The sequence below is a fragment of the Microbacterium sp. genome, assembly GCF_047602155.1.
Taxonomy (GTDB): Bacteria; Actinomycetota; Actinomycetes; order Actinomycetales; family Microbacteriaceae; genus Microbacterium.
Genome location: NZ_JASGHZ010000001.1, coordinates 2,559,611 through 2,585,590 on the forward strand (window position 1 = coordinate 2,559,611; position 25,980 = coordinate 2,585,590).

Annotated in this window: 25 protein-coding genes; 3 read left to right on the forward strand and 22 right to left on the reverse strand. The window is 70.5% G+C overall.

Translation table 11 applies throughout. From position 1 onward, the window contains the following. Positions 1–36: 36 nt before the first annotated feature. From QM720_RS11555 to QM720_RS11640, 18 genes are all read right to left on the reverse strand, one after another. Complete coding sequence (locus QM720_RS11555) at positions 37–414, reverse strand: type II toxin-antitoxin system VapC family toxin (protein WP_415126661.1); 378 nt, start codon at positions 412–414, stop codon at positions 37–39. Further along, positions 411–680, reverse strand: coding sequence for a hypothetical protein (locus QM720_RS11560; RefSeq protein WP_415126663.1), 270 nt, complete (start codon positions 678–680; stop codon positions 411–413). The genes QM720_RS11555 and QM720_RS11560 overlap by 4 nt, the downstream gene beginning before the upstream one ends. Before the next feature lie 38 nt (positions 681–718). Continuing rightward, positions 719–1,129, reverse strand: a complete 411-nt coding sequence (gene nusB / locus QM720_RS11565; protein ID WP_415126665.1) for a transcription antitermination factor NusB — start codon at positions 1,127–1,129, stop codon at positions 719–721. 13 nt (positions 1,130–1,142) lie between these two features. Beyond that, positions 1,143–1,703 (reverse strand): elongation factor P, encoded by a 561-nt coding sequence (gene efp, locus QM720_RS11570; protein ID WP_415126667.1) that lies wholly within the window; start codon positions 1,701–1,703, stop codon positions 1,143–1,145. 69 nt (positions 1,704–1,772) lie between these two features. Continuing rightward, positions 1,773–2,246: a type II 3-dehydroquinate dehydratase gene (aroQ, locus tag QM720_RS11575; protein WP_415126669.1), complete on the reverse strand. Its 474-nt coding sequence runs from the start codon at positions 2,244–2,246 to the stop codon at positions 1,773–1,775. Between the two features lie 1,090 nt (positions 2,247–3,336). Beyond that, a complete protein-coding gene (locus QM720_RS11580) occupies positions 3,337–3,867 on the reverse strand; it encodes a GNAT family N-acetyltransferase (protein WP_415126671.1) in 531 nt (176 codons plus the stop codon). Further along, positions 3,864–4,961, reverse strand: a complete 1,098-nt coding sequence (gene aroB / locus QM720_RS11585; RefSeq protein ID WP_415126673.1) for a 3-dehydroquinate synthase — start codon at positions 4,959–4,961, stop codon at positions 3,864–3,866. Before aroB ends, QM720_RS11580 begins: the two co-directional genes overlap by 4 nt. After that, a complete protein-coding gene (locus tag QM720_RS11590) occupies positions 4,958–5,512 on the reverse strand; it encodes a shikimate kinase (RefSeq protein ID WP_415126675.1) in 555 nt (184 codons plus the stop codon). The genes aroB and QM720_RS11590 overlap by 4 nt, the downstream gene beginning before the upstream one ends. Next, positions 5,509–6,720: a chorismate synthase gene (gene aroC / locus QM720_RS11595; protein ID WP_415126677.1), complete on the reverse strand. Its 1,212-nt coding sequence runs from the start codon at positions 6,718–6,720 to the stop codon at positions 5,509–5,511. The genes QM720_RS11590 and aroC overlap by 4 nt, the downstream gene beginning before the upstream one ends. A gap of 4 nt (positions 6,721–6,724) precedes the next feature. Next, entirely contained in the window at positions 6,725–7,567 is an 843-nt protein-coding gene (locus tag QM720_RS11600) for a shikimate dehydrogenase family protein (protein ID WP_415126679.1), read from the reverse strand. Continuing rightward, positions 7,560–8,990, reverse strand: coding sequence for an endolytic transglycosylase MltG (gene mltG / locus QM720_RS11605; RefSeq protein WP_415126681.1), 1,431 nt, complete (start codon positions 8,988–8,990; stop codon positions 7,560–7,562). The genes QM720_RS11600 and mltG overlap by 8 nt, the downstream gene beginning before the upstream one ends. After that, positions 8,990–9,463, reverse strand: a complete 474-nt coding sequence (gene ruvX / locus QM720_RS11610) for a Holliday junction resolvase RuvX (RefSeq protein ID WP_415126683.1) — start codon at positions 9,461–9,463, stop codon at positions 8,990–8,992. The genes mltG and ruvX overlap by 1 nt, the downstream gene beginning before the upstream one ends. Next, positions 9,460–12,141, reverse strand: a complete 2,682-nt coding sequence (gene alaS / locus QM720_RS11615; RefSeq protein ID WP_415126685.1) for an alanine--tRNA ligase — start codon at positions 12,139–12,141, stop codon at positions 9,460–9,462. Before alaS ends, ruvX begins: the two co-directional genes overlap by 4 nt. Before the next feature lie 62 nt (positions 12,142–12,203). After that, entirely contained in the window at positions 12,204–12,431 is a 228-nt protein-coding gene (locus QM720_RS11620; protein ID WP_415126687.1) for an ATPase, read from the reverse strand. Positions 12,432–12,582: 151 nt separating this feature from the next. Next, the gene (gene rpsD / locus QM720_RS11625; RefSeq protein WP_415126689.1) at positions 12,583–13,212 is read right to left on the reverse strand and encodes a 30S ribosomal protein S4; all 630 of its coding nucleotides are present in this window, start codon (positions 13,210–13,212) and stop codon (positions 12,583–12,585) included. Between the two features lie 853 nt (positions 13,213–14,065). After that, entirely contained in the window at positions 14,066–14,686 is a 621-nt protein-coding gene (locus QM720_RS11630) for a sugar O-acetyltransferase (protein WP_415126691.1), read from the reverse strand. A 2-nt stretch (positions 14,687–14,688) separates the two neighbouring features. Next, positions 14,689–16,404, reverse strand: a complete 1,716-nt coding sequence (locus QM720_RS11635) for a glycoside hydrolase family 3 protein (RefSeq protein ID WP_415126693.1) — start codon at positions 16,402–16,404, stop codon at positions 14,689–14,691. A gap of 93 nt (positions 16,405–16,497) precedes the next feature. Further along, on the reverse strand, positions 16,498–17,805 hold the full coding sequence (locus tag QM720_RS11640; protein ID WP_415126695.1) for a replication-associated recombination protein A: 1,308 nt from the start codon (positions 17,803–17,805) through the stop codon (positions 16,498–16,500). A gap of 105 nt (positions 17,806–17,910) precedes the next feature. On the opposite strand from QM720_RS11640, the gene QM720_RS11645 reads away from it, so the two are divergent. From QM720_RS11645 to QM720_RS11655, 3 genes are all read left to right on the forward strand, one after another. After that, entirely contained in the window at positions 17,911–18,240 is a 330-nt protein-coding gene (locus tag QM720_RS11645) for a dioxygenase (RefSeq protein WP_415126697.1), read from the forward strand. A gap of 81 nt (positions 18,241–18,321) precedes the next feature. Further along, complete coding sequence (locus tag QM720_RS11650; RefSeq protein ID WP_415126699.1) at positions 18,322–19,767, forward strand: DUF349 domain-containing protein; 1,446 nt, start codon at positions 18,322–18,324, stop codon at positions 19,765–19,767. Positions 19,768–19,861: 94 nt separating this feature from the next. Continuing rightward, on the forward strand, positions 19,862–20,413 hold the full coding sequence (locus tag QM720_RS11655; RefSeq protein WP_415126701.1) for an SAM-dependent methyltransferase: 552 nt from the start codon (positions 19,862–19,864) through the stop codon (positions 20,411–20,413). Here QM720_RS11655 and QM720_RS11660 read toward each other — a convergent pair. The 4 genes from QM720_RS11660 to QM720_RS11675 form a co-directional block, all read right to left on the reverse strand. After that, positions 20,392–22,647, reverse strand: a complete 2,256-nt coding sequence (locus QM720_RS11660) for a RelA/SpoT family protein (protein WP_415126703.1) — start codon at positions 22,645–22,647, stop codon at positions 20,392–20,394. The genes QM720_RS11655 and QM720_RS11660 overlap by 22 nt on opposite strands. Positions 22,648–22,725: 78 nt before the next feature. Further along, positions 22,726–23,715, reverse strand: coding sequence for a protein translocase subunit SecF (gene secF, locus QM720_RS11665; RefSeq protein WP_415126705.1), 990 nt, complete (start codon positions 23,713–23,715; stop codon positions 22,726–22,728). Then, the gene (gene secD, locus QM720_RS11670) at positions 23,715–25,442 is read right to left on the reverse strand and encodes a protein translocase subunit SecD (RefSeq protein WP_415126707.1); all 1,728 of its coding nucleotides are present in this window, start codon (positions 25,440–25,442) and stop codon (positions 23,715–23,717) included. Before secD ends, secF begins: the two co-directional genes overlap by 1 nt. Before the next feature lie 41 nt (positions 25,443–25,483). Continuing rightward, on the reverse strand, positions 25,484–25,900 hold the full coding sequence (locus tag QM720_RS11675) for a preprotein translocase subunit YajC (RefSeq protein ID WP_415126709.1): 417 nt from the start codon (positions 25,898–25,900) through the stop codon (positions 25,484–25,486). Between the last annotated feature and the right edge of the window lie 80 nt (positions 25,901–25,980).

Below are 25,980 nucleotides of genomic sequence, written 5' to 3' on the forward strand. Positions count from 1 at the left end.
CAGGGGCCGCCGACACCCGGCGCGGTTCAGCCGGCGCTACGCGCCGACGACCGTCACTTCGAGGGCACGCGCGGCGGCGGCGAGTCGCTTGTCGAACGTCGCGAGCGTCACGCCGCCCCGCAGCGCGGCGGCGAGCGGAAAGCAGTCGGGCAGCAGCAACCGTGTCGACGCTCTCAGCCGGGCCACGAGCAGCGGCTCGTCGGGATCGTGCGCCAACGTCCGGATTCCCAGTTCGTCGACCGCTGCCAGTGCGGCCTCTTCTGTGCCGCGACCGGCAGGACCGACGAGCACCTCTGCCAGCGTGACCGCGTGGATGCTGGGACGCTCTTGGTCACGGAGAATCGCCGTCGCCGCCGGGGAATGATCGTCCGAGCCGAGGTAGGCAATCAATACGCTCGCGTCGAGGACGGTCACTGGGGCCAGTCCGCGCGCAGGCTCTCGAGATATCCCTGCGGGTAAGCGTCGGCGAATGCACCCCGATGCTTCTCCAAGACCCGGAGCCGATCCGCACGAGCCCGAGCGGCCGACTCGGCCCCCGATGCCGCCTCCGCTCCCAGCGCCGCCAGGCGCGCCAGGCGCTCGCTCATGCGCAACTCCGGCCACAGACGCTCGGCGACCTCGAGGGCGTGGTTGACCTCGGGGGTTCGTGTCACCTGGATCCGCTGAAGGGTGGTGGGCATGCCTCAGTGTACCACTGGTGTCCCACCCTGAACGATGCTCAGCCGGCGCGGGCGATGCGGGCGAGCACTCCGTGCACGAACGCCCCGGAGTCGTCGGTGGAGAACTCCTTCGCGAGCTCCACGGCCTCGTCGATCGCGACGGCGGCCGGCACCTGGTCGTTGAAGAGGAGCTCCCACACGCCGATGCGCAGCACCGCACGATCGACGGCCGGCATCCGCTCGAGCTTCCAATCGCGCGCGTGCGTGACGATCTGCTCGTCGATCTCGTCGCGATTGTCGATGACACCGTCGACGATCTCGCGGGCATACAGCCACGAGGCTTCGCGGGCGGGCTCGCTCGCGGCGCGCTTCGCCTCGGCGGCGAGGGTCACGGCGAGATCGTCGCCGCGTACGTCGGACTGGTACAGGATGTCGAGGGCGCGCTTGCGCGCCTTGGAGCGTGCGCTCATGAAACGGCGCGGGTCAGTTCACGCGGCCGAGGTAGTCGCCCGTGCGGGTGTCGACCTTGACCTTCGTGCCGGTCTCCAGGAACAGCGGCACCTGGATCTCGTAACCGGTCTCGACCGTCGCGGCCTTCGTGCCCGCCGAGGAGCGGTCGCCCTGCAGGCCCGGCTCGGTGTACGTGATCTCGAGGACGACGGATGCGGGCAGCTCGATGTAGAGCGGGTTGCCGTTGTTGAGCGCGATCTGGACCTGCTGGTTCTCCAGCAGGAAGTTGGCGGCGTCGCCCACCGTCGCGGCTCCGACCGTGATCTGGTCGTAGTCGGCGACGTCCATGAAGACGAAGCCCTCGCCGTCGTTGTAGAGATACGTGAAGTCGCGGCGGTCGACGTTCTCGGTCTCGATCTTCGCGCCCGCGTTGAACGTCTTGTCGACGACCTTGCCGCTCATGACGTTCTTCAGCTTCGTGCGGACGAACGCGCCGCCCTTGCCGGGCTTGACATGCTGGAACTCCACGACGCTCCACAGCTGCCCGTCGATGTTGAGGACGACGCCGTTCTTGATGTCTGCAGTGGATGCCATGAGTGCGGAGTTCCGTTCGTGAGGTGTCAGTGCCGGTCGTCGAGCCTGTCCAGACGCCGACAGTCGATTCTACGGGATGCCGCGACCTCGGCCCTCGGCCGCACCCACGATGACGTCGATCAGCAGGCTCGTCGCGCGCGCATAGCCGCAGACGCCCTCGCCGATGACGTGCACGACGGCGACATCGCGCACGTAGGAATGGTGGCGGAACTCCTCCCGTGCGTACACGTCGGAGATGTGCACCTCGGCGACCGGCAGCGCCACCCCCGACAGCGCGTCGCGCAGCACCACCGAGGTGTGCGTGAGCCCGCCCGGGTTGATGACGATGCCGGCGCAGTCGGCGCGCGCGGCGTGGATCGCGTCGATCAGCACGCCCTCGTGGTTGCTCTGCACGGCGCTGACCTCGAATCCGCGGGCGGCAGCGGCATCCGTCACGATCCGCTCGACATCGGTGAGCGTCTCGTGCCCGTAGATCTCGGGCTCGCGGGTGCCGAGCAGGTTGAGGTTCGGCCCGTTCACGAGCAGCAGGCGGCGGGTGGTCACCCTCGCACCCTACCGCTCCCGCCCGCTGGCGGCCCGCTGGCGGCCCGGTGGCGGCCCGATGGCGACCCGCTCCCGCCGCGCCATCCGCCCCGCCCGTCCCGCGCCCCGCCCGCCCGTCCCGCGCCCCGCCCGGCCCGGCCTGCGCCCGTCCCGGCATCCGGCGCAAAACGCGGCCAAACCGCCGGATAGCCGCGATTCGCGACGGACAAGCGCCGCGCCCCAGCATTCATCTCGTACCTCCGCCTTCGTCCGGCGCAAATCACGGCCAAACCGCCGGTTGGCCGCGATTCGTGACGGATGAGCGCCCCGCCCCGGTGTTCATCCGGCGCAAATCACGGCCAAACCCCGCGATAGCCGCGATTCGTGACGGATGAGTCGCGCGCCGCGGTGACCCGTGCGCCCCGGCAGTCATCTCGTACCCCGCCTTCGTCCGTCGTAAATCATGGCCAAACCGCCGGTTGGCCGCGATTCGTGACGGATGAGTGGCATGCCCCGGTGTTCATCCGGCGCAAATCATGGCTAAACCCCGCGATAGCCGCGATTCGCGACGGATGAGTCGTGCGCCCCGGTGACTCGTGCGCCCCGGTGACCCGTGCGCCCTGGCATTCATCTCGTACGCCCCCGCCTTCGTCCGACGCAAACCATGGCCAAACCGCCGAACAGCCGCGATTCGCGACGGATGAGCGCCCCGCCCCGGTATTCATCCGGCGCAAACTGCGGCCAAAGCCCGCGATGGCCGCGATTCGTGACGGATGAGTGGTGCGTCCCGGTGACTCGTGCGCCTCGGTGTTCATCTCGTGCGCCCCGCCTTCGTCCGGCGCAAACCATGGCCAAACCGCCGGACAGCCGCGATTCGTGACGGATGAGCGCCCCGCCCCGGTATTCATCCGGCGCAAATCATGGTTAAACCCCGCGATGGCCGCGATATATGACGGATGAGTGGCATGCCCCGGTGTTCATCCGGCGCAAATCATGGCTAAACCCCGCGATAGCCGCGATATGCGACGGATGACGCCGTGCGGGGGGATGACGCCGTGCGGGGGATGACGCCGTGCGACGGATGGAGCGACGCCGCCGCACGGCGGCCGCCTCAGAGCGAGCGGCGCATCTCCAGTTCGGGGCCGATCGAACCCGTCATCGTGACGCCGGTCTCGACGAAGCCGCAGCGTTCGTAGGCGCGACGCGCGCGGGCGTTGTCGACGTGCACGTCGAGCGTCAGGGCCGAGTCGCCGAGGCCCCGTGCCCAGTCTGCACACGCCTCGAAGAGGTCGGCGATCACCCCCGTGCCGCGGGCGTCGGGCTGCACGTAGACGCCGACCACGTCCGAACGGGCGGCATCCAGCGTCCGACCCAGGGGATCCACCTCACCCGCGGCTCGGCGCAGCACGGTGGCGGTGCCGAGCCAGCGTCCGTCGGCCGACCGGGCGACGAACTGCGCGGCGGCGTCGCCGGATGCGGCATCGCGGGTGCGCGTCTGCCAGAACTCGTCCGGCTGGCGCTCGGCACCCGCCGCGGTGCCGAGGAAGGCGATGGCGGCGACCGGGTCGCGCAGCGCTTCGATGCGCAGGCCCCGCACCTCGCGCCACTCGTCGGGGCGCACGCGCCGCACGAGTGTGCTCACGCGGCGATCTCCTGATACGCCGCGAACAGCAGCGACTCGTCGGGAGCCTGCAGCACCGTGGGCTTGCCGATGTCATCGAGCACGATGAAGCGCAGCATCGCGCCGCGGGTCTTCTTGTCGCGCTGCATCGTTGCGAGCAGCTGGCTGAAGGCGCCCGCCCGGTACGACGTCGGCAGCCCGAGCGTCTCCAGGATCGACCGGTGCCGCGCGGCACCGGCATCCGAGAGCCGTCCGGCCAGGCGCGAGAGCTCGGCCGCGAACAGCATGCCCACCGAGATCGCCGCGCCGTGCCGCCACTGGTAGCGCTCGGCGTGCTCGATCGCGTGCCCGAGGGTGTGGCCGTAGTTCAGGATCTCGCGCAGCCCCGCCTCGCGCAGGTCCTCGCCGACGACGTCGGCCTTCATCCGGATCGCCAGCTCGATGCACCGCCGGAACGCCGGCGAATGCGGGTCGACGACGCCCTCGGGGTCGGCCTCGATGAGGTCGAGGATCTCCGGATACCGGATGAACCCCGCCTTGACGACCTCGGCGAACCCGGCGACGCGCTCGTTGCGGCTCAGCGAGTCGAGCATCGCCAGGTCGCAGATCACGGCACGCGGCGGCCAGAACGCGCCCACGAGGTTCTTGCCCTCGGCCGTGTTGATGCCGGTCTTTCCACCGACGGCGGCATCCACCATGCCGAGCACCGTCGTGGGCACCTGCACGACGGCGACACCGCGCAGCCACGTCGCCGCGACGAAGCCGGCCAAGTCGGTCACCGCTCCCCCGCCGAAGCCGACGACGGCATCCGTGCGGGTGAAGTCGGCCTGCCCCATGACCTGCCAGCAGAAGGCGGCGACCTCGACGCGCTTGCCCTGCTCGGCATCCGGCACCTCGGCCAGCAGAACCTGGCGCTGCCCCGACGCGCCCGACATCAGCAGCTCGCGCAGCTCGGCCGCCTGCGCGGCGAGCGTCGGCGGGTGCACCACGAGCACCTTGCGCGCCTCCGCGGGCAGCGCTTCGCCGACGAGGGGCAGGATGCCGCGCCCGATCACGACGTCGTAGGGCTGATCGCCGGTCACGCCGATGACGGTGGTCTCGTCGGTGTCGCTCATGAGGATGCTCCCGTGCTCTCGTCCGCGTCGCCGGCCTGCTCCGCGCCCTGAACCCACTCGACCACCGCGTCGACGATCTGCGACAGGGGCCCGCTCGATGTGTCGAACGTGACGTCCGCGAGCCGCTCGTAGACGGGGCGGCGCGCCGCGTAGATCTCCTGCCACCGTGCCACGGCGTCGGAGCCGTCGGCAGAGGCCAGCAGCGGCCGCCGGGCGCCGCGGATGCGGGAGGCGATGGTCTGCGGCCCGACGGTCAGCAGCACGACGCGGTGGCCCGCGAGGTCGCGCTGCGTGTCGGCATCCAGCACCGCTCCGCCCCCCAGCGCCACGACGCCGCCGTCCGACAGCGCCGACGCGACCGCCGCCCGCTCCAACGAGCGGAAGTGCGTCTCCCCGTGGGAGGCGAAGATCGCATCGATCGGGCCGTGGTCGCGCACGACGAGGGCATCCGTGTCGGTGAACGGCACGCCGAGCCGCGAGGCGGCCCGCTTCCCGATGCTCGTCTTGCCGGCCCCCATCGGTCCGATCAGGACGATCGCCCGCCCGGTCATCCGAGCGTGTCGTCGCTGCCGGCGGCCGTGTGCAGCCCCTCCGGGATCGCGGCGAGGTAGCCCTCGAGGTTGCGGCGCGTCTCGGCGACCGCGTCGCCGCCGAACTTCTCCAGCACGGCCTCGGCGAGCACGATCGCGACCATCGCCTCGGCGACGACACCCGCCGCGGGCACGGCGCAGACGTCGGAGCGCTGATGGTGCGCGGTCGCGGCCTCGCCGGTTGCCACGTCGATCGTGCGCAGCGAATGCGGCACGGTGGCGATGGGCTTCATCCCGGCGCGCACGCGCAGCACGGTGCCGGTGGACATGCCGCCCTCGGTGCCGCCCGCCTTGTCGGAGGCGCGCGTGATCCCGCCGGATGCCGCGAACAGCTCGTCGTGCGCGGCCGAACCCCGCCGGCGCGTGGTCTCGAACCCGTCGCCGACCTCGACGCCCTTGATCGCCTGGATGCTCATCAGCGCCTGCGCGAGCCGGCCGTCCAGGCGCCGATCCCACTGCACGTGCGAACCGAGCCCCGGCGGCAGCCCGTAGGCGAGCACCTCGACGATGCCGCCCAGCGTGTCGCCGTCCTTCTTCGCGGCATCGACCTCGGCGACCATCGCGGCCGATGTCGCCGGGTCGAAGCAGCGCAGCGGATCGGCATCCAGGAAATCGACGTCGTCGGGCGTCGGCAGCGCCGCGCCCTCGGGCGCGCGCACCGGGCCGATCGACAGCGTGTGGCTGACCAGGCGGATGCCGAGCTCGCCCAGGAACGCCCGCGCGATCGCCCCGAGGGCGACGCGCGCCGCCGTCTCGCGGGCGCTCGCCCGCTCGAGGATCGGGCGCGCCTCGTCGAAGCCGTACTTCTGCATGCCGACGAGGTCGGCGTGACCGGGGCGCGGCCGGGTCAGGGCCGCACCGCGACCGCGGGACTTCTCGGTCAGCTCGACCGGCTCGGCGCTCATGACCTCGGTCCACTTCGGCCACTCGGTGTTGCCGACGCGCAGCGCGATGGGGCTGCCGATCGTGTAGCCGTGGCGGACGCCGGCCGAGATGGTCAGTTCGTCCTCTTCGAACTTCATGCGCGAGCCGCGGCCGTAGCCGAGCTTGCGGCGCGCGAGGTCGGCCTGGATCGCGGCGCGCGAGACGGGGACGCCGGACGGCAGTCCCTCCATGAAGGCGACGAGTTCGGGGCCGTGCGATTCGCCGGCCGTGAGCACGCGGAGCATTCGTCTAGTCTTCCACGAGAGCCGCGCGCATGACGTCCACGACGGCGTCTTCGTCGGGGAGGGGTTCGGTCACCCCGCCCGTGGCGAACGCGCGGATCTGCAGCACGGCCTGGTGCAGCAGCATCCCGAGCCCGTTCACGGCCCGCGCACCGGCATCCTGCCACGCCGTCGCCAGCGGCGTCGGCCAGTGGCCGTACACGACGTCGTAGAGCAGTCCGCCGCCGGCCGCGAGCATGTCGGTGACGGGTTCGGGCAGCGCCGCACCTCCGGGCAGGGTCGAGATCGTCAGCGGCGCCGAGGAGGACACGGATGCCGGCACGGCGGTCGCATCGGCCACCGTCACCGTGACCCCGATGCGCGCCCCCAGCGCAACGAGCACGGCGGCAGCCTCGGGTCGACGGGCCAGGATCTCCACCTCGCGCGTGCCGAGCTCGCCCAGGGCGACCAGTGCCGACATCGCCGTCGCCCCGGCGCCGATGATGCGGGCACGATCGAGCGGAGACGCCTCCAGCGCCCGCAGATCGGCGACGATGCCGCCCACATCCGTGTTGAACCCGCCGAGACGGCCGTCTGCGATCACGAGGGTATTGACGGCGCCGGTCAGCTCGGCGTTGCGGTCGTGGTCGGCCGATGCCCGGAACGCCTCGGCCTTCAGCGGGTGCGTGAGTGACAGACCCCGGTATCGGGCGCCGAGGCTCGCCAGCTCGGCGGCGAACCCGGCGGCATCCACCCGGCGCCTGCCGTACGACCAGTCCCAGCCCAGGTGGGCGTAGGCTGCGGCGTGCATCCGCGGGGAGAGGCTGTGTGCGACCGGGTCGCCCCAGACCTCCAGGAGGCACTCACTCACAGTACGACTCGTTGCCGGACTCCCGGCACCACGCATCGAGCTGCTCGACGGCGGCGAGATGCTCCTCGTACGTGTGGGAGAAGACCGTCTCCCCGGTGCGCAGATCGACCGCGACGAAGTACAGCCAGTCGCCTTCGGCCGGATCGATGGCGGCTTTGATGGCGTCCTCGCCGGGCAGGGAGATCGGTCCGATCGGCAGGCCCTCGTGCACGTACGTGTTGTAGAGGTTGGATTCGTCGGCGCGCTCCTCTTCGGTGGTCCAGACGGTGCCGGTGATCCCGGCGCCGTAGGCGACCGTCGCGTCGGACTGCAGCAGCATGCCGTCCGCGATCCGGTTCAGGAACACGCGGGCGATTTTGCGCATGTCCTCGTAGTCGGGGCCGGACTCCTTCTGGACCAGTCCCGCGAGGGTCAGCACCCTGAAGCGGTCCTCTTCCGCGACGCCCAGCGCGTCCAGTCGTGAGAAGGTCTCGTCGACCATCCGCTGGATGACCTCCGTCGCCGTCGCGCCCGGATCGAACGTGTAGGTCGCGGGGAAGAGATACCCCTCGATGCTGGGCGCTTCGGCCGGAACCCCGAACTGGGTGTAGTCGTCCGCGGCGGCCAGCAGTTCGTCCTCGCTCAGCCCGGTCGCCGTGGCCACCGCAGACAGCGCCTGCTTGTAGGTGTAGCCCTCGGGGATCGTGATGCTGTTTTCGACGCGGTTGTTCTCGTCTTCGAGCGCTGCCAGGGCGGCGGCGGCCGACATCTTCTCCTGCAGCTGGAAGACGCCCGGGTAGAAGGTCGGGTTCAGCGCCTCGGCGATGAGGTAGTCGTAGAACGCTTCGCGCGTCTTGGTGACCCCCATCTCGTACAGGGTCTGCGAGATCGACGAGCCGGTGTCACCCTCCACGATCGTCACGTAGACCTCGCCCGTGGCCAGGCCCTCCTCGTAGTCGTTGGGCTCTTCCCAGCCCATGAACGCGCGGATCTTGTCCTCGTAGGTGTTCCAGACGTAGAACCCGCCGCCGACGAGGCCGCCGACGACGGCGAGGATGACACCGAAGACCACCCACGCCGCGATGCGGCTCTTGCGACGGTCGCGCGCGTGGCGGGCGTCGCGGGCCCGCTCGGCGGTGTCGTCGTGGCCGCCGCCGAACAGGGTGTCCAGCTGGTGCGCGGCGGGGGCGGCGCCGACGGGAGCGGCAGCCGGGGCGCCGGCCGCGGCGGACGTGTCGGCCGGGGCGGCGACCGGGACGTCGCCCGTCGCGGCGGCCGCGGCGCGCGCCGCCCGGCGGCTGCCCGGCACGGGGGCGTCGGCGGACGTGTCGGCCGGAGTCGGGTTCGGCGGCGCCTCGGCGGCACCGGGCGCGGCGGCGCGCGGGGCGGGCAGCTTGCTGAACAGGTCCGCGAACTGATCGTCTTCCGGCGGTGTTTCGGGCATCAGGCGGGCTCCTGAGGGTCTGACAGGGCAGCGCCGGCCGGGTAACCGGTGCTCTTCTCGACGTCGATCGCCTGCTGCAGCAGGACGACGGCGGCGACCTGATCGACAATCCTACGAGACGATTTCTGAGAGCGGCCCGCGTCGCGCAGCACGGCGTGGGCCGACACGGTCGACAGGCGCTCGTCGACGAGCCGGATCGGCACTGCGGATGCCGCGGCCACCTGGCCGGCGAACGCCCGTGCGTCGGCGGTCGAAGCCGTCTCCCCGCCCGACAGGCTCACCGGCAGGCCCACGAGAACCTCGAACGCGTCGTACTCGGCGGCGAGCTCGGCGACGCGCGCGGCGGCGGCATCCGTGCGCGGCACGGTCTCGACCGGCACCGCCAGCAGCCCGTCCCGATCGCAGCGCGCGACGCCGACGCGGGCCGTGCCCACGTCGATCCCCAGGCGCACGCCGGGCCGAAAGCCGCTCACGCGGTCGCACGCTCCAGCTCGCCGGCGACGGCGGCCAGGGCCGCGGGCAGCGCCGCGGCATCCGTCCCTCCGCCCTGGGCGACGTCGTCGCGTCCGCCTCCGCCCCCGCCGAGGACGGATGCCGCGGCCTTCGCCAGCGCACCCGCCTTCGCGCCGGCGGCGCGCGCCGCGTCGTCGGTCGCGACGATGACGACCGGGCGACCGTTCACCTCGGCGCCCAGCGTGATCAGAGCACCCAGCGCCACGACGGCGCCCGCGCCGACGCGCTCGCGCACTTGGAGCGCGAGCGCGCGGACATCGTCGGCCGAGGCCGCGGTGCCGAGCGCCTGCGCCACCACACGGAACGCCCCCGCGGCCTGCGCCGAACCGGCCAGTTCGGGCAGGCGGGACTCGAGCGCCTTCGCCTCGAACTGCGCGATGCGCTTCTCGGCCGCCTTCAGGCTCGCCGCGAGCTCCGCGATGCGGGCGGGCAGCTGGTCTTTCGGGGTCTTCAACGACGACGTCAGCTGCGAGACGATGGCGCGCTCGGCGGCCAGCTCGCGGAACGCGTCGGCACCGACGAGGGCTTCGACCCGGCGCGTCGACGCACCCACCGACGACTCTCCGACGAGGTTGATGAGCCCGATCTCGGCGCTCGACGACACGTGCGTGCCCGCGCACAGCTCACGCGACCACGGTCCGCCGATGTCGACCATCCGCACGGTGTCGCCGTACTTCTCGCCGAACAGCGCCATCGCGCCGAGCTGTTTGGCCTCGGCCAGCGGCAGCACGCGCGTGGTGACCTGCAGGTTGTCGCGGACGGCGCCGTTGGCGATCTCCTCGATCTCGGTCTTCGTCGCGTCGGACAGGGTCTGGCCCCACGAGAAGTCGAACCGCATGTACCCGGCGCGGTTGAGCGAGCCGGCCTGCGTCGCCGTCTTGCCGAGCGTGTCGCGCAGGGCGGCGTGCACGAGGTGGGTGGCCGAGTGCGCCTGCTGCGCGGCGCGACGGTTGACGGCATCCACGACGCTCGTCGCGGGCTGACCCACGCCGACCTCGCCGCTGGTGACCTCGACCGTGTGGCTCACCAGGCCCGGCACCGGCTTCTGCACGTCGAGCACCTCGAGCTCGAACCCCGGGCCGACGATGACGCCCTTGTCGGCGACCTGGCCACCGCTCTCGGCGTAGAGGGCGGTCTCGACGAGGATGATCTCGGCGATCTGGCCCTGCGTCGCGCGCTGCGCGGGCAGGCCGTCCACGAGCAGGCCCAGCACCGTCGACGCGGTCTCCAGGTCGCTGTAGCCGGTGAACACCGTCTCGCCGTGCGCCCGGAAGTCGCGGTACACGCTCGTGTCGGCGAGCTGCCGCTTGCGCGAACGCGCGTCGGCCTTGGCGCGGGCCCGCTGCTCCTGCATGAGCGTGTCGAACGCGGCGCGGTCGACGGAAAGACCCGCCTCCTCGACGATCTCCAGCGTCAGGTCGATCGGGAAGCCGTAGGTGTCGTGCAGCAGGAACGCCTCGGCGCCGCCCAGCTGCGTCGCCCCCGTGGCCTTGGCCCGCGCGATCGACGCGTCCAGGTTCTCGGAGCCGGCCGCGAGCGTGCGCAGGAACGTCGCCTCCTCGGCGAGGGCGTAGGCCGACAGACGCTCGTAGTCGTCGGCGACGACGGGATAGGCATCCTTCATCGCGTCGCGGGATGCCGCGAACAGCCGCGCGAACGTCGGCTGCTCGACGCCGAGCAGCCGCATGGCGCGGATCGCGCGGCGCATGAGACGGCGCAGGATGTAGCCACGCCCCTCGTTCGACGGCGTCACGCCGTCGGACAGCAGCATGAGCGAGGACCGCACGTGGTCGGCGACGACGCGGAAGCGGACGTCGTCGTCGTGGTTCGCGCCGTACGTCTTGCCCGACAGCACGACGGCCGCATCCAGCACCGGCCGCACCTGGTCGGTCTCGTACATGTTGTCGACGCCCTGCTTGATGAACGCGATGCGCTCCAGGCCCATGCCGGTGTCGATGTTCTTGTTCGGGAGTTCGCCGACGACGTCGAAGTCGTACTTCGAGCGCACGTTGGTGATCTCGTACTGCATGAACACGAGGTTCCAGATCTCGACGTAGCGATCGTGGTCGGTGGCCGGTCCGCCGTCGGGGCCGTACGCGGGGCCGCGGTCGAAGAAGATCTCCGAACAGGGGCCGGCCGGGCCGGGAAGGCCGGTCGACCAGTAGTTCGTGTCCTTGCCCAGGCGCTGGACGCGCTCTTCCGGCAGGTCGGTCAGGCGCAGCCAGAGGTCGTAGGCCTCGTCGTCCTCCTCGTAGACGGTGACCCACAGATCCTTCGGGTCGAAGCCGAGCCCGCCGTCCGCCTCGGGAGAGGTCAGCAGCTCCCACGCGAAGCGGATCGCGCCTTCCTTGAAGTAGTCGCCGAACGACCAGTTGCCGAGCATCTGGAAGAACGTGCCGTGCCGCGGGGTCTTGCCGACCTCTTCGATGTCGTTCGTGCGGATGCACTTCTGGTTGTCGGCCGCACGCGGGTAGGGCGCCGGGACATCCCCCGACAGGTACGGGATGAAGGGGACCATGCCCGCGACCGTGAACAGCAGCGCCGGGTCGTCGGTCACCAGCGACGCCGACGGCACGATCGTGTGCCCGTTGCGGGCGAAGTAGTCCAGGTAGCGCTGAGCGATCTCGGCGGTCTTCATTCGTGGGGTTCCTCGGGCGTGCGGGAGCCGGGCGCCCCCGGGCGGGGCGTTCCGGAAACGGGTCAGTCGGCGAGCGGGGCGGCATCCGCGGTGACGCCGGCGACATCGGCGGCGATGCCGTCGATCTTCGCCTCCTGCTCGCGGTAGGCGTCGCCGATGCGGTCGGTGAACTCGGAGATGCGGGCGTCGACCTCGGCGAGCAGCTCGTGACCGCGTGGATCCTTGTCGACCAGGTGGGCCAGGACGAATCCGCCGGCGATCCCCAGCACGAACCACAACACGCTCTTCATGGATTCCATGTTAGGTGCAAACGGCGAGAGGCGCCGGGGATGAACCCCGACGCCTCTGCGTATGCCGTCTCGCCCGTTGAGCGAGCGCGGTTTCGGTCGTTGAGCGAGCGCGGTTTCGGTCGTTGAGCGAGCGCAGCGAGACGAAACGCGCTCAGCGCGCCGCGTAGTACTCGACGACGAGCTGCACGTCACACGTGACGGGAACCTCGGCGCGCTTCGGGCGACGCACGAGGCGCGCCTGCAGCGTGGAGAGGTCGACCTCGAGGTAGCCCGGCACCGGGGGCAGAACCTCGGCGTGGCCACCGAGGGCGGCGACCTGGAAGGGCTCCAGGCTCTCGCTCTTGGGCTTGACGTGGATGAGCTGACCCGGCTTCACGCGGAACGACGGGCGGTCGACGAGCTGGCCGTCGACGAGGATGTGACGGTGCACGACGAGCTGACGGGCCTGCGCCGTGGTGCGGGCGAAGCCGGCGCGCAGCACGAGCGCGTCGAGACGCATCTCGAGCAGCTCGACGAGGTTCTCACCGGTCAGGCCGTCCTTGCGACGGGCCTCGTTGAAGGTGTTGCGCATCTGCTTCTCGCGGATGCCGTACTGCTCGCGCAGACGCTGCTTCTCGCGGAGGCGGACGGCGAAGTCGCTGTCCTGCTTGCGCTTGGTGCGACCGTGCTCACCGGGAGCGTAGGGGCGCTTCTCGAGGTACTTGGCTGCCTTGGGGGTCAGCGCGACGCCGAGGGCGCGCGACAGACGCACCTTGCGGCGGTCCTGGGACTTCGTAGCCACGAAGTTGTCCTTCCTTGACGCGGTCGCGTCTTTCACGACTCGCGGACGTATCGCCTCTCCTCGCCCTGTCCGGACTGCACGCCGGGGCATGCCGGAAGGTCGGTCAAGAGAAGAAGGGATGCCCGAAAACTCGGTTTCGAGCCGACCAAGTCTATCAGACCGGCATCCCGCCCCTGCCTCAGCCTCCGCCGCCGCGCAGGTACTCCCCTGCCCCGCTCGCGCACGGGCCACGATGCCGTCGGCGACAGAGTTGGCAGGTTCCGGGGTGATGCGCGCGTGTGCGCCCGGATGTCGCCAGGTCTGCGAACCGCCACCGGTACCGTGCGGCCGCTGCGGCTTTCGGCTGCCAGCACGTGCGTGCCGGCCGCGGCGGTTCGGCCTCTCTGACGTCGGCGGCGTGCCAAAAGCAGGGCGGATTGCGCTTCTGCGACCCGCCGACGCCCCGAAGCGACGTTTCACCCTGCGTTCGGCACGGCAGCGGCGCGTATCCAGCGCACGCGAGCAGCGCCGAGACCGCACCGACCGCGAGCATTCCACCGCGCGCCGCGCGACGCCGACCCCGTCAGCGGACGCGCCACTGTCGTCGCGCTGTCGAAATCAGCATGCGCTGCAGAAACTTCGACAGCGCGTGCAGGAAACGACAGCGCGAGCAGGAAACGACAGCGTCGGCGCACCCCAACGAGAGTTTCGGTCGCTTGAAGCGTCCGAAACTCGCCGACAGAGACTTTCGGGCGCTCCAAGCGTCCGAAACTCGAAGGGTCCGAAACGCGGAGCGTCCGAAACGCGGAGCGTCCGAAACGGCACACGTCGGAGACGCCGTGCGTCCGCGGCGGGATGCCGAAGAGACGAGCTGTCAGGCGTCGAAGCCGCCGTAGGCGGCGAGGTAGGCTTCGCGGTCGGCTTCGGTGATCTCGCGCACCACGCGACAGGGGTTGCCGACCGCCACGACGTCCGGCGGGATGTCGCGCGTCACGACGCTGCCGGCCCCGATCACGGCGTGGGCGCCGATCGTCACGCCCGGGCCGACGATCACGTGAGCGCCGAGCCACGCGCCCTCGCCGATCGTGATCGGTTCGGCGTACTCGAACATGTCGACCGTGCGCTGGTGGAAATCGATCGGGTGGCTCGCTGTTGCGATCGTCACGCGCGGCCCGAACAGCACCATGTCGCCGATCGTCACGGGTGCGCAGTCGAGGATCGTCAGGTCGTAGTTCGCGAACACGTATTTGCCCATCGAGATCTGGGCGCCGTAGTCGCAGCGAAACGGCGGTTCGATCCAGGCGTCGCCGGCCATCGAGCCGAACAGCCCGCGCAGAAGCTCCAGCCGATGCTCTTCGTCGTCGGGATGCGTGGCGTTGTACTCGTGCAGCACGCGTTTCGTGGCGGCGCGCGCGGCGGACAGCTCGGGGTCGGTCGAACGGTAGGTGCGGCCGGCGACCATCCGCTCCCGGTCGGTGGGCGTGTCGGATGCCACGGTCACAGCCTCGCGTCCCAGCGGCCGCAGAACGGGTCTGCGGGACTCGTGCCGGTGAATGCCGAGCGGCCCACGAGCTTGTCGACCAGCGCCTTCAGGATCGTCGGCGTGCTGCCGAACGTGTTGATGAAGGTCTTCACCCGCGGCACGTCGAGCAGGTGGTAGGGGTTTTCCAGCGAGACGAAGATCGTGGGAACCGACGCGACGAACTGGGGCGTGTTCGACCCGAAGGGCTGCGCCCACGTGATGCGCACGGTGTTCTGGGTGATCTGCGTCGAGATGTTCGCGACGTAGACGATCGCGTCGTAGGCGTCGGTGACGTCGGTGGTGGGGCCGGCGTCGAACGAGGTCGGTGCGACGAAGGTGGCCGCCTCGAAGCCCTCGGCCACGAGCAGCTGACGCACCTCCTCGCAGGCGCCGACGCGCACGCCGTATGCTTCGCTGGAGTCGTCCTCGAGCGGGATGAAAAGGATGCGCTTGTGCGTCTGCGGCGACAGCGGCAGCACGCCGTCCTGTTCCTTGACGAGCGTGATCGACCGGTCGGCGATCTCCTGCGACCACTGCTGGTGCCTGTCGCTGCCGATCGTCGCGCGTGCCGCCTCCACCGACAGCGGCGCGGCCGGCTTGTGCAGCCCCAGGGCCGCCTTGAGCCCGAGCACCCGGGCGACGGCGCTGTCGAACCGGCCCGGCGTGATCGTGCCGTCTTCGACGCCCGCACGCATGAACGCCACATCCTCTGCGAGGTTGCGCGCGAACAGGAACATGTCCGCGCCGGCGGCGATGGCCGCCGGAACGGCCTTCGAGCGCGGCAGGGGGATCAGGAATCCCGCCATCGTCGACGCGTCGGTGACGGTGAGCCCGTTGAACCCCAGTTTGCCGCGCAGGAGGTCGCCCATGATCTCGGGCGCGAGGCTTCCGGGGAGGATGTCCTCGTCCCGGATGCCGGGGCGCAGCGTGCGGGAGTATTCCGGCTGCTGGATGTGCCCGACCATGACGGTCATCGCGCCCGCCTCGATCGACGCGCGGTACACCTCGCCGTACGTGGCGTCCCACTCCTCGACCGATAGGTCGTTGACGGTCGTCACGAGATGCTGGTCGCGCTCGTCCCTCCCATCCCCCGGGAAGTGCTTGATGGATGCCGCGACCCCGTGCGCCTGCACGGCTTCGACGTACGCGACCCCCATGTCGCGCACGCGCTCGGGGTTCGAGCCGAAGGTGCGCAGGCCCGTGATGGGGTTGCGGAAGTTGTCGTCGATGTCGATGATCGGCGCGAACGCCCAGTTGGCCCCGACGGCGGCGCCCTCGGCGCCGCAGACGTCGCCGAGCCGGGTGGCGTTCGCCACATCATCGGTCGCCGCGACGGCGGTGGGCGAACCGAAGCTCACGCCTCCGGCGACGATGCCGTCGCCGCCCTTCTCGAGGTTCGCGGCGATGAGCGCCGGGACGGGCAGGAGGTCGCGGAGGGCGCCGGAGAACTCGATGGCCGCCTCGGCATCGGCCGGCACGTACATGAGCCCGCCGGGCTTGCAGACCTCGAGCGACGCGACGAACGCGTCGCGGTCGAACGACCCGAGGATGTTGCAGAACAGCTGCCCGATCTTCTCCTCCGGGCTCAGCGATGCCAGGTGCGACTTCACCCACGCGATCGCCTCGTCGTCGAGGCTGAAGGGCGGGCGGCGCATCGCCTCAAGGACGGCTCGGACGTCGGTCTCGATCACGGGCAACCTCCACGTTGATAGTTGGCATCCCGACTGTAGCGCCGCGCGCCCCTGAAAACCATAGCCAGTTCAGGATTCGCGGCTTCGCCCTGGTCATTCCCCGAGGAGCTTGCGGATCTTCTCCAGACGGGCTGAGATGTCGCGCTCGAGGCCGCGCCCGGTCGGCTCGTAGTAGTGGCGTCCGCGCAGTTCGTCGGGCAGGTACTGCTGCGCGGCGACGCCGACCTCGAGATCGTGCGGATAGACGTAGCCCCTGCCGTGCCCCAGCCGCTTCGCGCCCGGATAGTGCGCATCGCGCAGGTGCTTCGGCACACGCCCGAACCCGCCGGCCCGCACGTCGGCGATGGCCTGGTCGATCGCCAGGTACGAGGCGTTCGACTTCGCCGTCGTCGCGAGGTAGGTCGTCGCCTCGGCCAGCGGGATGCGCCCCTCCGGCATCCCGATGAACGCGACGGCGTCGGCCGCCGCGACGGCGATGACGAGCGCCTGCGGGTCGGCGAGCCCGATGTCTTCGGATGCCGAGATCACGAGCCGCCGCGCGATGAACCGCGGATCCTCCCCCGCCTCGATCATGCGCGCGAGGTAGTGGATGGCGGCATCCACGTCGGAGCCGCGGATCGACTTGATGAACGCGCTGATCACGTCGTAGTGCTCGTCGCCCTGGCGGTCGTAGCGCAGCAACGCGCGATCGACCGCCTGCGCGACGTGCTCCGCCGTGATCGGACCGTCCGAGACCATGGATGCCGCGGCGTCCAACGACGTCAGCGCCCGTCGCGCGTCGCCCGACGCGAGCTGCACGAGTGCCGTGCGCGCCTCCGGCGTCAGCTCCACGGCACCGTCGAGCCCGCGCGGGTCGGCGACGGCACGATCGATCAGCGCGCCCAGGTCGTCGTCGGTGAGGGGCTGGAGCGTCAGCAGCAACGACCGGGACAGCAGGGGCGAGATGACCGAGAACGACGGGTTCTCCGTCGTCGCCGCGATGAGGATGACCCACCCGTTCTCCACGCCCGGCAGCAGCGCGTCCTGCTGCGCTTTCGTGAACCGGTGGATCTCGTCGAGGAACAGGATCGTCGACGCGCCGTACAGGTCGCGCTGCGTCATCGCCTCCTGCATGACCTCGCGCACGTCGCGGACGCCCGCCGTCACCGCCGACAACTCGACGAACCGCCGCCCCGACGTGCGGGCGATCGCCTGGGCGAGCGTCGTCTTGCCGGTGCCGGGCGGCCCCCACAGGATCACCGAGACGGCGCCCTTGGTCGCGCCCGCAGGGTCGGCGAGGGCGACCAGCGGCGAGCCGGGCCGCAGCAGATGCCCCTGACCGGCGACCTCGTCGAGCGAGGTCGGCCGCATCCGCACGGCCAGCGGGGTCTGACCCTGGAAGAGAGCGGATGGGGCGGTCACCCGTCCAGGCTATCCGTGACCTCGGACAGCGCGGCGTTTGTCGGCTGACAGCGCGGCGACGTAGGCTTTGTCCGGCCCCGGATCGCCGGGAACGAGGGAGGTCCCGTGGCATCGGGTGCAGGCAAGAGCAGGTCGCGCGTGGAGCGGGAACGGACGCGGCAGTATCAGGCGCGCCAGCAGTTTCACGACGGGCTCATCGCCCGCCGACGACGCGACAACCTGATCGCGGGCATCGCCGGCGGCGTGCTGATCCTCGCCGTGATCGGCGGCCAGATCGCGTACTACACCCTCGGCCCCGGCGCCCCTGAGCCGGCACCCAGTCCGACCGCGACGACGAGCCCGGCTCCCGGGGCCACCGAGACCCCCGCGCCGGAAAGCTCGGAGACCGGTTCCGAAACGCCGGAGGAGTCGACCGAGGCGACCCCGGCCCCGTGATCCCATCGGCGGCGGCCCCGCTAGTAGGCTGGTGCCGACCCCGAACTCCCATGCGGCGTGCGCCGCGACGAGGTGCTACCCGTGACTGACGTTTCCACCCCCGAGCCCGACGAGACGGTTGCCGTCGACGAGAGCGCGCCGGCAGACGCCACCGAGTCGGCCGACGCGACCGATACCGCGACCGAGCCCGACGCCGCAGAGGCCCCTGTACCGACGCCGGCACCCGTGCCCACCCCGTCGCGCGTGCCGCTTCCGAAGCCGCCGGCCGTCCGCGCCGCGGTCACCCCGATCGTCGCCGCGCCGGCCGAGTCCTTCGGTCGCGTGGACGACGACGGCACCGTGTCGGTGCGCGAGGGCGACCAGTGGCGCGTCGTCGGCCAGTACCCCGACGGCACCCCCGACGAGGCGCTCGCCTACTTCGAGCGCAAGTTCACCGACCTCGCCGGCGAGGTCACCCTGCTCGAGACCCGTCAGCGCAGCGGCGGCGCGTCGGCATCCGATCTGCGCGGCACGCTCAAGACGGTGCGCGAGCGCGTCACGGGCGCCGCCGCGGTCGGCGACCTCGCGGCCCTGGAGGCGCGGCTGGATGCGCTCGAGGCGACGCTCAGCGAGGCCTCCGCCGAGCAGGCGCAGGCGCAGCGCGAGGCGGTGGACGCCGCGATCGCCGAGCGCACCGCGATCGTCGAGCGCGTCGAGGCGATCGCCGGACGCGACCCCAAGTCGATCCAGTGGAAGCAGACCTCCGCCGAGGTGACCGCGCTGTTCGAGCAGTGGCAGTCGCAGCAGGCGACCGGGCCGCGTCTGCCGAAGAACACCGGCCAGCAGCTGTGGAAGCGATTCCGCGACGCGCGGGCCGTGCTCGACAAGCACCGGCGCGAGTTCTATTCCGGCCTCGACGAGCAGCACAAGCTCGCGCGCGACGCGAAGTCGCGCCTCGTCGAGCGCGCCGAGGCTCTCGCCAGCAAGGGCGAAGACGGCATCGGCGCCTACCGCACCCTGCTCGACGAATGGAAGAACGCGGGCCGCGCCGGCAAGAAGGTCGACGACGCCCTCTGGGCGCGCTTCAAGGCCGCCGGCGACGCCTTGTATGCGGCGCGCAGCGACCGCGAGCACGCGGATGCCGAGGCCTCGCGCGAGAAGATCGAGGCCAAGCGCGCGCTGCTCGCGGAGGCGGCCGGCATCCCGAAGGAGAAAGACACGGCCAAGGCCCGTGCCCTGCTCACCGGCATCCAGCGCCGGTGGGACGAGATCGGACGCATCTTCCCCCGCGAGGCCGAGCGCGGACTCGACGACGACCTGCGCAAGATCGAGCACGGCGTGAAGTCGCGCGAGGATGCCGACTGGAAGAGCAACAACCCCGAGACCAAGGCGCGTCAGAACGACATGACGCAGCAGCTGCGCGACGCGATCGCGGGTCTGGAGGTCGAGCTCGCCGCCGCGGAGGCGTCGAAGGACAAGGCCGCAATCGCGAAGGCGACCGAGGCTCTTCAGGCGCGCAAGGGCTGGCTCACGGCGCTCGGCGGCTGACGGAACCTCCTCCCCAGCCCGCCGCCGCACCCGATCTGTCCACAGATCGAGGTTCGGTCTGTTCGGCGAGGTCGCGGTGCGGCACACTGCCAGCATGCCCTGGCCGTTTCTCTACCGTTCCGGTGACGTCCTGTCCGAAGCCGAGCTGTGCGCCGCCCGGCTCGACGGCGATCTCGTCGAGGTCGGTGAGGCGTTCATGCCCGCCGACGCCGTCGAGACGCGCGAACTGCGCGCCGGCTCGCTGCGCGGCTGGCTGCCGCCGGCCGTCGCCCTCACTCGGGTGTCGGCGGCCTGGGTGCACGGGGCCGTCCCCGACCCGCCGGTGCGGCACAGCGTGCAGCGCTTGTCGCCGACCCGCATCCCTCACGTGATCGACGTCCGCCTGACCTACCGCGACCGGGTCGTGCCCGAGGCCGACGTCATGCGCATCAGCGGCGTCGCGGTCACCTCGCCCGAGCGTACCCTCGCCGACCTCGTCCGCGATCTGCACGGCGGCGAGCCGGTCGAGCCGCTGATCGAGGCGATGATCGCCTGGCGCCCGCACCTGTGCGTCGGCGCCGCCGAGCAGCTGGCCCGCGGCCGGCTGCACCACAAGCGTGCCGCGCTCGCCTACCTGCGGCGGCGTCAGGACGAGGTCACGCGGTAGACGTCGTACACGGCGTCGATGCGCCGCACGGCGTTGAGCACGCGGTCGAGGTGCACGATGTCGCCCATCTCGAAGACGTAGCGGCTGAGCGCCAGCCGGTCGTTGGTGGTCTGCACCGACGCCGACAGGATGTTGACGTGATGCTCGCTGAGCACGCGCGTGATGTCGCTGAGCAGGCCCGACCGGTCGAGCGCCTCGACCTGGATGTGCACGAGGAACACGCTCTTGGTCGTCGGCGCCCACGCGACCTCGATCATGCGGTCGGGGTCGTCTTTCAGCGACTTCACATTCGTGCAGTCGGCGCGGTGCACCGAGACGCCGCTGCCGCGCGTGACGAAGCCGACGATGTCGTCGCCGGGCACTGGGGTGCAGCACTTGGCGAGCTTGACGAGGATGTCGGGCGCTCCGCGCACGAGCACGCCCGAGTCGCCGCCGCGCGGCGCCTTCGAGCGCCCCACCGCGGGCAGTTCGATCGGACCGGTCGAGGTGTCCTCTTCGGTCTTGACGAGCGCCGTGACCTTCTCGATCACCGACTGCGTCGAGATGCGCCCCTCGCCCACCGCGGCGTACAGCGCCGTGACGTCCTCGTAGCGCAGCTGGCGCGCGACCTCGGTGAACGAGTCCTGGTTCATCAGGCGCTGCAGCGGCAGGTTCTGGCGGCGCATCGCACGGGCGATGGCGTCCTTGCCCTGCTCGATGGCCTCGTCGCGGCGCTCCTTCGTGAACCAGCCGCGGATCTTGCTGCGTGCCCGGGTGCTCTTGACGAAGCTCAGCCAGTCCTGACTGGGGCCGGCATCCGGGTTCTTCGACGTGAACACCTCGACGACGTCGCCGGAGTGCAGCTCCGACTCCAGCGGCACGAGGCGCCCGTTGACCTTCGCACCCATCGTGCGGTGCCCGACCTCGGTGTGCACGGCGTACGCGAAGTCGACCGGGGTGCCGCCGGCCGGCAGGCCGACGACACGGCCCTTCGGCGTGAAGACGTACACCTCCTTCGCGCCGATCTCGAAGCGCAGCGAATCGAGGAACTCCCCCGGGTCGGCGGTCTCGGTCGACCAGTCGGAGATGCGCGCGAGCCACGCCATGTCGGCATCCACCGACTTCGCGTCGGTCTTGCCGCCGTTCATCCGCTCCTTGTACTTCCAGTGCGCCGCGACGCCGTACTCGGCCTGCTGGTGCATCTCGTTGGTGCGGATCTGGATCTCCACCGTGCGCCCGCCCGGCCCGATGACCGTCGTGTGCAGCGACTGGTAGAGGTTGAACTTGGGGGTCGCGATGTAATCCTTGAACCGGCCCGGCAGCGGCGTCCAGCGCGCGTGGATCGCGCCCAGGACGGCGTAGCAGTCGCGCACCGTCGCGACGAGCACGCGGATGCCGATGAGGTCGTAGATGTCGTCGAACTCGCGGCCGCGCACGACCATCTTCTGATACACGGAGTACAGCTGCTTGGGCCGGCCCATGACCCGCCCGCGGATGCGCAGCTCGCGCAGGTCGCTCTCCACGGCGTCGACGACCGACTGCATGTACTGCTCGCGCTGGGGCGTGCGCTGCTTGACGAGACTGTCGATCTCGGCGTAGAGCTTGGGGTGCAGCACGGCGAAGGACAGATCCTCGAGTTCGCTCTTGACCGCCTGGATGCCGAGGCGATGCGCGAGCGGGGCGTAGATCTCGAGCGTCTCCGTCGCCTTCTTGGCGGCCTTCTCGGGCGGCACGAAGCCCCACGTGCGCGCGTTGTGCAGCCGGTCGGCGAGCTTGATCAGCAGCACCCGGATGTCCTTGGACATCGCGACGATCATCTTGCGCACGGTCTCGGCCTGGGCGGCGTCGCCGTACTTGACCTTGTCGAGCTTGGTGACGCCGTCGACGAGCATCGCGACCTCGTCGCCGAACTCGGCCGACAGCTGGTCGAGACGGTAGTCGGTGTCTTCGACGGTGTCGTGCAGCAGGGCGGCGGCGATCGCGCGCGGTCCGAGTCCGAGCTCGGCGAGGATCTGTGCGACGGCGAGCGGGTGGGTGATGTACGGCTCGCCGCTTTGCCGTTTCTGCGTCGCGTGCGCGCGCTCGGCGGTCTGGTAGGCACGCTCGACGATCGCGAGATCGCCCTTGGGATGGTGCGTGCGCACCGTGCGGACCAGCTTCTCGAGCCCGTCGCGCGAGGGGGCGCGGGAGAAGATCCGGGGAACGAGGCGCCGCAGCGACGAGTTCTGCGCGGACGCAGGCACCGTCTCGGTCATGCGCTCACCTCCGCCCAGGCCCGGTATCCGGGCAACCCGTCAATCCTACGCCGGGTGGCGGGTCACTCTCTCACGCGCTCACGCCTCGACGGCGGCGCGCTCGCGCGTCGCGAGCACACGGGCGTCGCGCGCCTTGACGCCGGGCTCGTTCTCGCGCAGCAGCGAGTACAGCGGCGCGGCGACGAACAGCGTCGAGTACGCGGCGACGATCGTGCCGACGAAGATCGACAGCGAGATGTCGGTGAGCGTCTGCGCACCCAGCCACAGGGCGCCGATGAACAGGATCGCGCCGGTGGGCAGGGCCGCGACGACCGTCGTGTTGATCGAGCGGATCAGCGTCTGGTTGACGGCCAGGTTGACCGACTCGCCGAACGTGCGGCCCGACTGCTCGCCGTCCTCGTGCGTGTTCTCGCGGATCTTGTCGAAGACGACCGTCGTGTCGTACAGCGAGTACGCGAGGATCGTGAGGAAGCCGATGACGGCCGCCGGCGAGATCTCGAACCCGAACAGCGCATAGATGCCGATCGTGATCACGAGCACGTCGACGACGCCGATGATGGCCGCGACCGACATCTTCCACGTGCGGAAGTACACCGCGAGGATGATGAAGGTCAGCGCGAGGAAGATCGCGAGGCCCCACAGCGACTGCCGGGTGACGTCCTGGCCCCAGCTGGGTCCGATGAACGACGAGCTGACGTGGTCGGCGTCGACGCCGAACTTCTCGGCCAGGGCCGCCGTGACGGCGCGAGTCTCGGCATCCGTCATCTGATCGGTCTGGACGCGGATGGCGTCGTCGCCGATCGTCGTCACCTTGGTGTGGGCGCCGGCAACCACCGACTGCACCGCCGCCGTAGCCGCCGCCTGGTCGGGGTTCGCGACATCGTTCACGGTGAACTGCGAGCCGCCGGTGAACTCGATCGAGAACTCCACGGGACGAAACAGGGGCACCAGCGCCGCGCCGATGACGAGGATCGACGCGATGAGGAACCAGAGCTTGCGCCGTCCGACGAACGGGAAGGAGGTCTTTCCGGTGTAGAGGTCGTTGCCGAACTCGTTCATGGAGCGCATCAGTTCTCTCCCTCCGTCGTCTCGCCGGTACTGTCGGCGGACTGCTGGGCGAGCTTGCGCTCGGCGATCGTCTGGCGTCGCTCGGCCTCACCGCGCGAGCGGCCGGCACGCCGCGCGGCCGATCCCTTCGCACCGGCGACGGGAGCGCGGAACTGCGCCCGGCCGCGGTACACGGCACCCAGCGCCTCGGGGTCGAGGCCCGACAGCGGGTGCCCGCCGCCGAAGAACCGCGTGCGGGCGAGCAGCTGCATGACGGGGTGGGTGAACAGGATGAAGATGAAGACGTCGATGAGGGTCGTGAGCCCCAGCGTGAAGGCGAAGCCCTTCACCGTCGCGTCCGCGAGGATGTACAGCACGACCGCGGCGAGGATGTTGATCGACTTCGAGATGTAAATCGTGCGCTTCGCGCGGCCCCAGCCGTCTTCGACGGCGCCCGTGATCGACTTGCCGTCGCGCAACTCGTCGCGGATGCGCTCGAAGTACACGATGAACGAGTCGGCCGTGAATCCGATCGTGACGATGAGGCCCGCGACGCCGGCGAGCGACAGGCGGAAGCCCATGCGCCACGCGAGGATGCACAGCGTGATGTAGGTCAGCACCGCCATGACCCCGAGCGAGGCGATGATGACGAAGCCGAGCGCACGGTAGACGATGAGCGAGTAGAGGGCGACGAGCGCGAGGCCGATGAGGCCGGCGATCAGGCCGATCTCGAGCTGCTGCGTGCCGAGGGTGGCGGAGATGGATGCCGAGCTGACCACCGTGAAGCTCAGCGGCAGCGCGCCGTACTTCAGCTGGTCGGCGAGGGTCTTCGCGCTCTCCTGGTCGAACGAGCCGCTGATCTGCGGCTTGCCGTCGAGGATGACGCCGTTCATCGAGGGCGCCGAGATGACGACGCCGTCGAGCACGAACGCGAACTGGTTGCGCGGCGTGTCGCCTGCCTGCGTGAAGGCGTACAGGCGCTGGCTGATCTTGCCGAACGCCTCGGTGCCGTCGGCGTCGAACACGATGTTGACGACCCACTGGCCGGTCTGCGTGTTGATGCCGCTGGAGGCGTCGGAGATCGACGAGCCGTCGATCTCGACCGGGCCGAGCAGGTACTTCGCGCTGTTGTCGGGGCTGCACGCGACCAGCGGCTGGTCGTGCGGCTCGTTGGCGGGGTCGTTGGCCGCGTCGGTGCAGTCGTACGAGAGGAACTTCGCGTACAGCTCTTCGGTGACCCAGTTCGTGTCGCTGCCGTCGGTGGGCGCGACCGTCGGGGTGGCGTTCATCGTCGCGTCGGGGGTCGGGTACGGCGTCGTGTTGCCGTCGTCGCCGACGTACGACGTGCTGGCCGCCGTCGTCGCCAGCACGGCGCGCAACTGCATCTGCGCCGAGGCCTCGATGCGGTTGCGCGTCTCCTCGTCGGCCTGGCCGGGCACCTGCACGACGATCTGGTTGCCCGCCTGGGTCGTGATGTCGGCCTCGCCGACGCCCGAGGCGTCGACGCGCTGGCGGATGATGGTCGCGGCCTGGTTCATCTGATCGGTCGTCGGGGCCGTGCCGTCGGGGGACTTCGCCTCGAGGATGATCTGGGTGCCGCCCTGCAGGTCGAGCGCCAGTTCTGGCGTCCACGAGCTCGCCTGGAACACGTAGACGCCGAGGACGTTGACGCCGAACAGCACCGCGGTGGTGACGAGCAGGCCGGTCAGTGCGCGCCAGGCATGACGCACAGGGGTGGGTGTGGCCACGGAGGGTCAGCTTTCTGCGAGGTGCCGCGAACGGCGGAGGTTCAGGCCTGGGGCTTGTCGCCGGATTCGGTGCGCTGGTCGTCGCTGCGCGACGAGATCTCGCCGTCGACGACATCGGCGTCGTATTCGGCCTGCTCGGCCTCGGCATGCTCGGTCTCGGGGAACTCGTCCTCGGTGACGGTGCCCTCCTCCTCGTCGACGACGCGGAGGATGCCCTGGCTGTGCACCTCGACCTCGACGCCGGGCGCGAGTTCGACGCGGGCCGCCCGGGACAGGTCGTCGGCGTCGTACGACACGAGCGTGCCGTAGAGGCCGCCCTGGAGCAGCACCTTCACGCCCGGAACCATCGCGCGCGCCTTCGCCTCCTGCTCGGCCTTCACGCGCTGGGCCCGGCGACGCGAGCTCCAGAACATGAAGCCCAGCAGCGCCACCATGGCGACGATCAGAATCCAGTCCATGCGGAAAACCTTTCGGGAGCGCGCCGATCTGCGCGAAGAAGACGGCCCGCGGTGCCGTCGGGGCACAGAGCCTTCAGCGA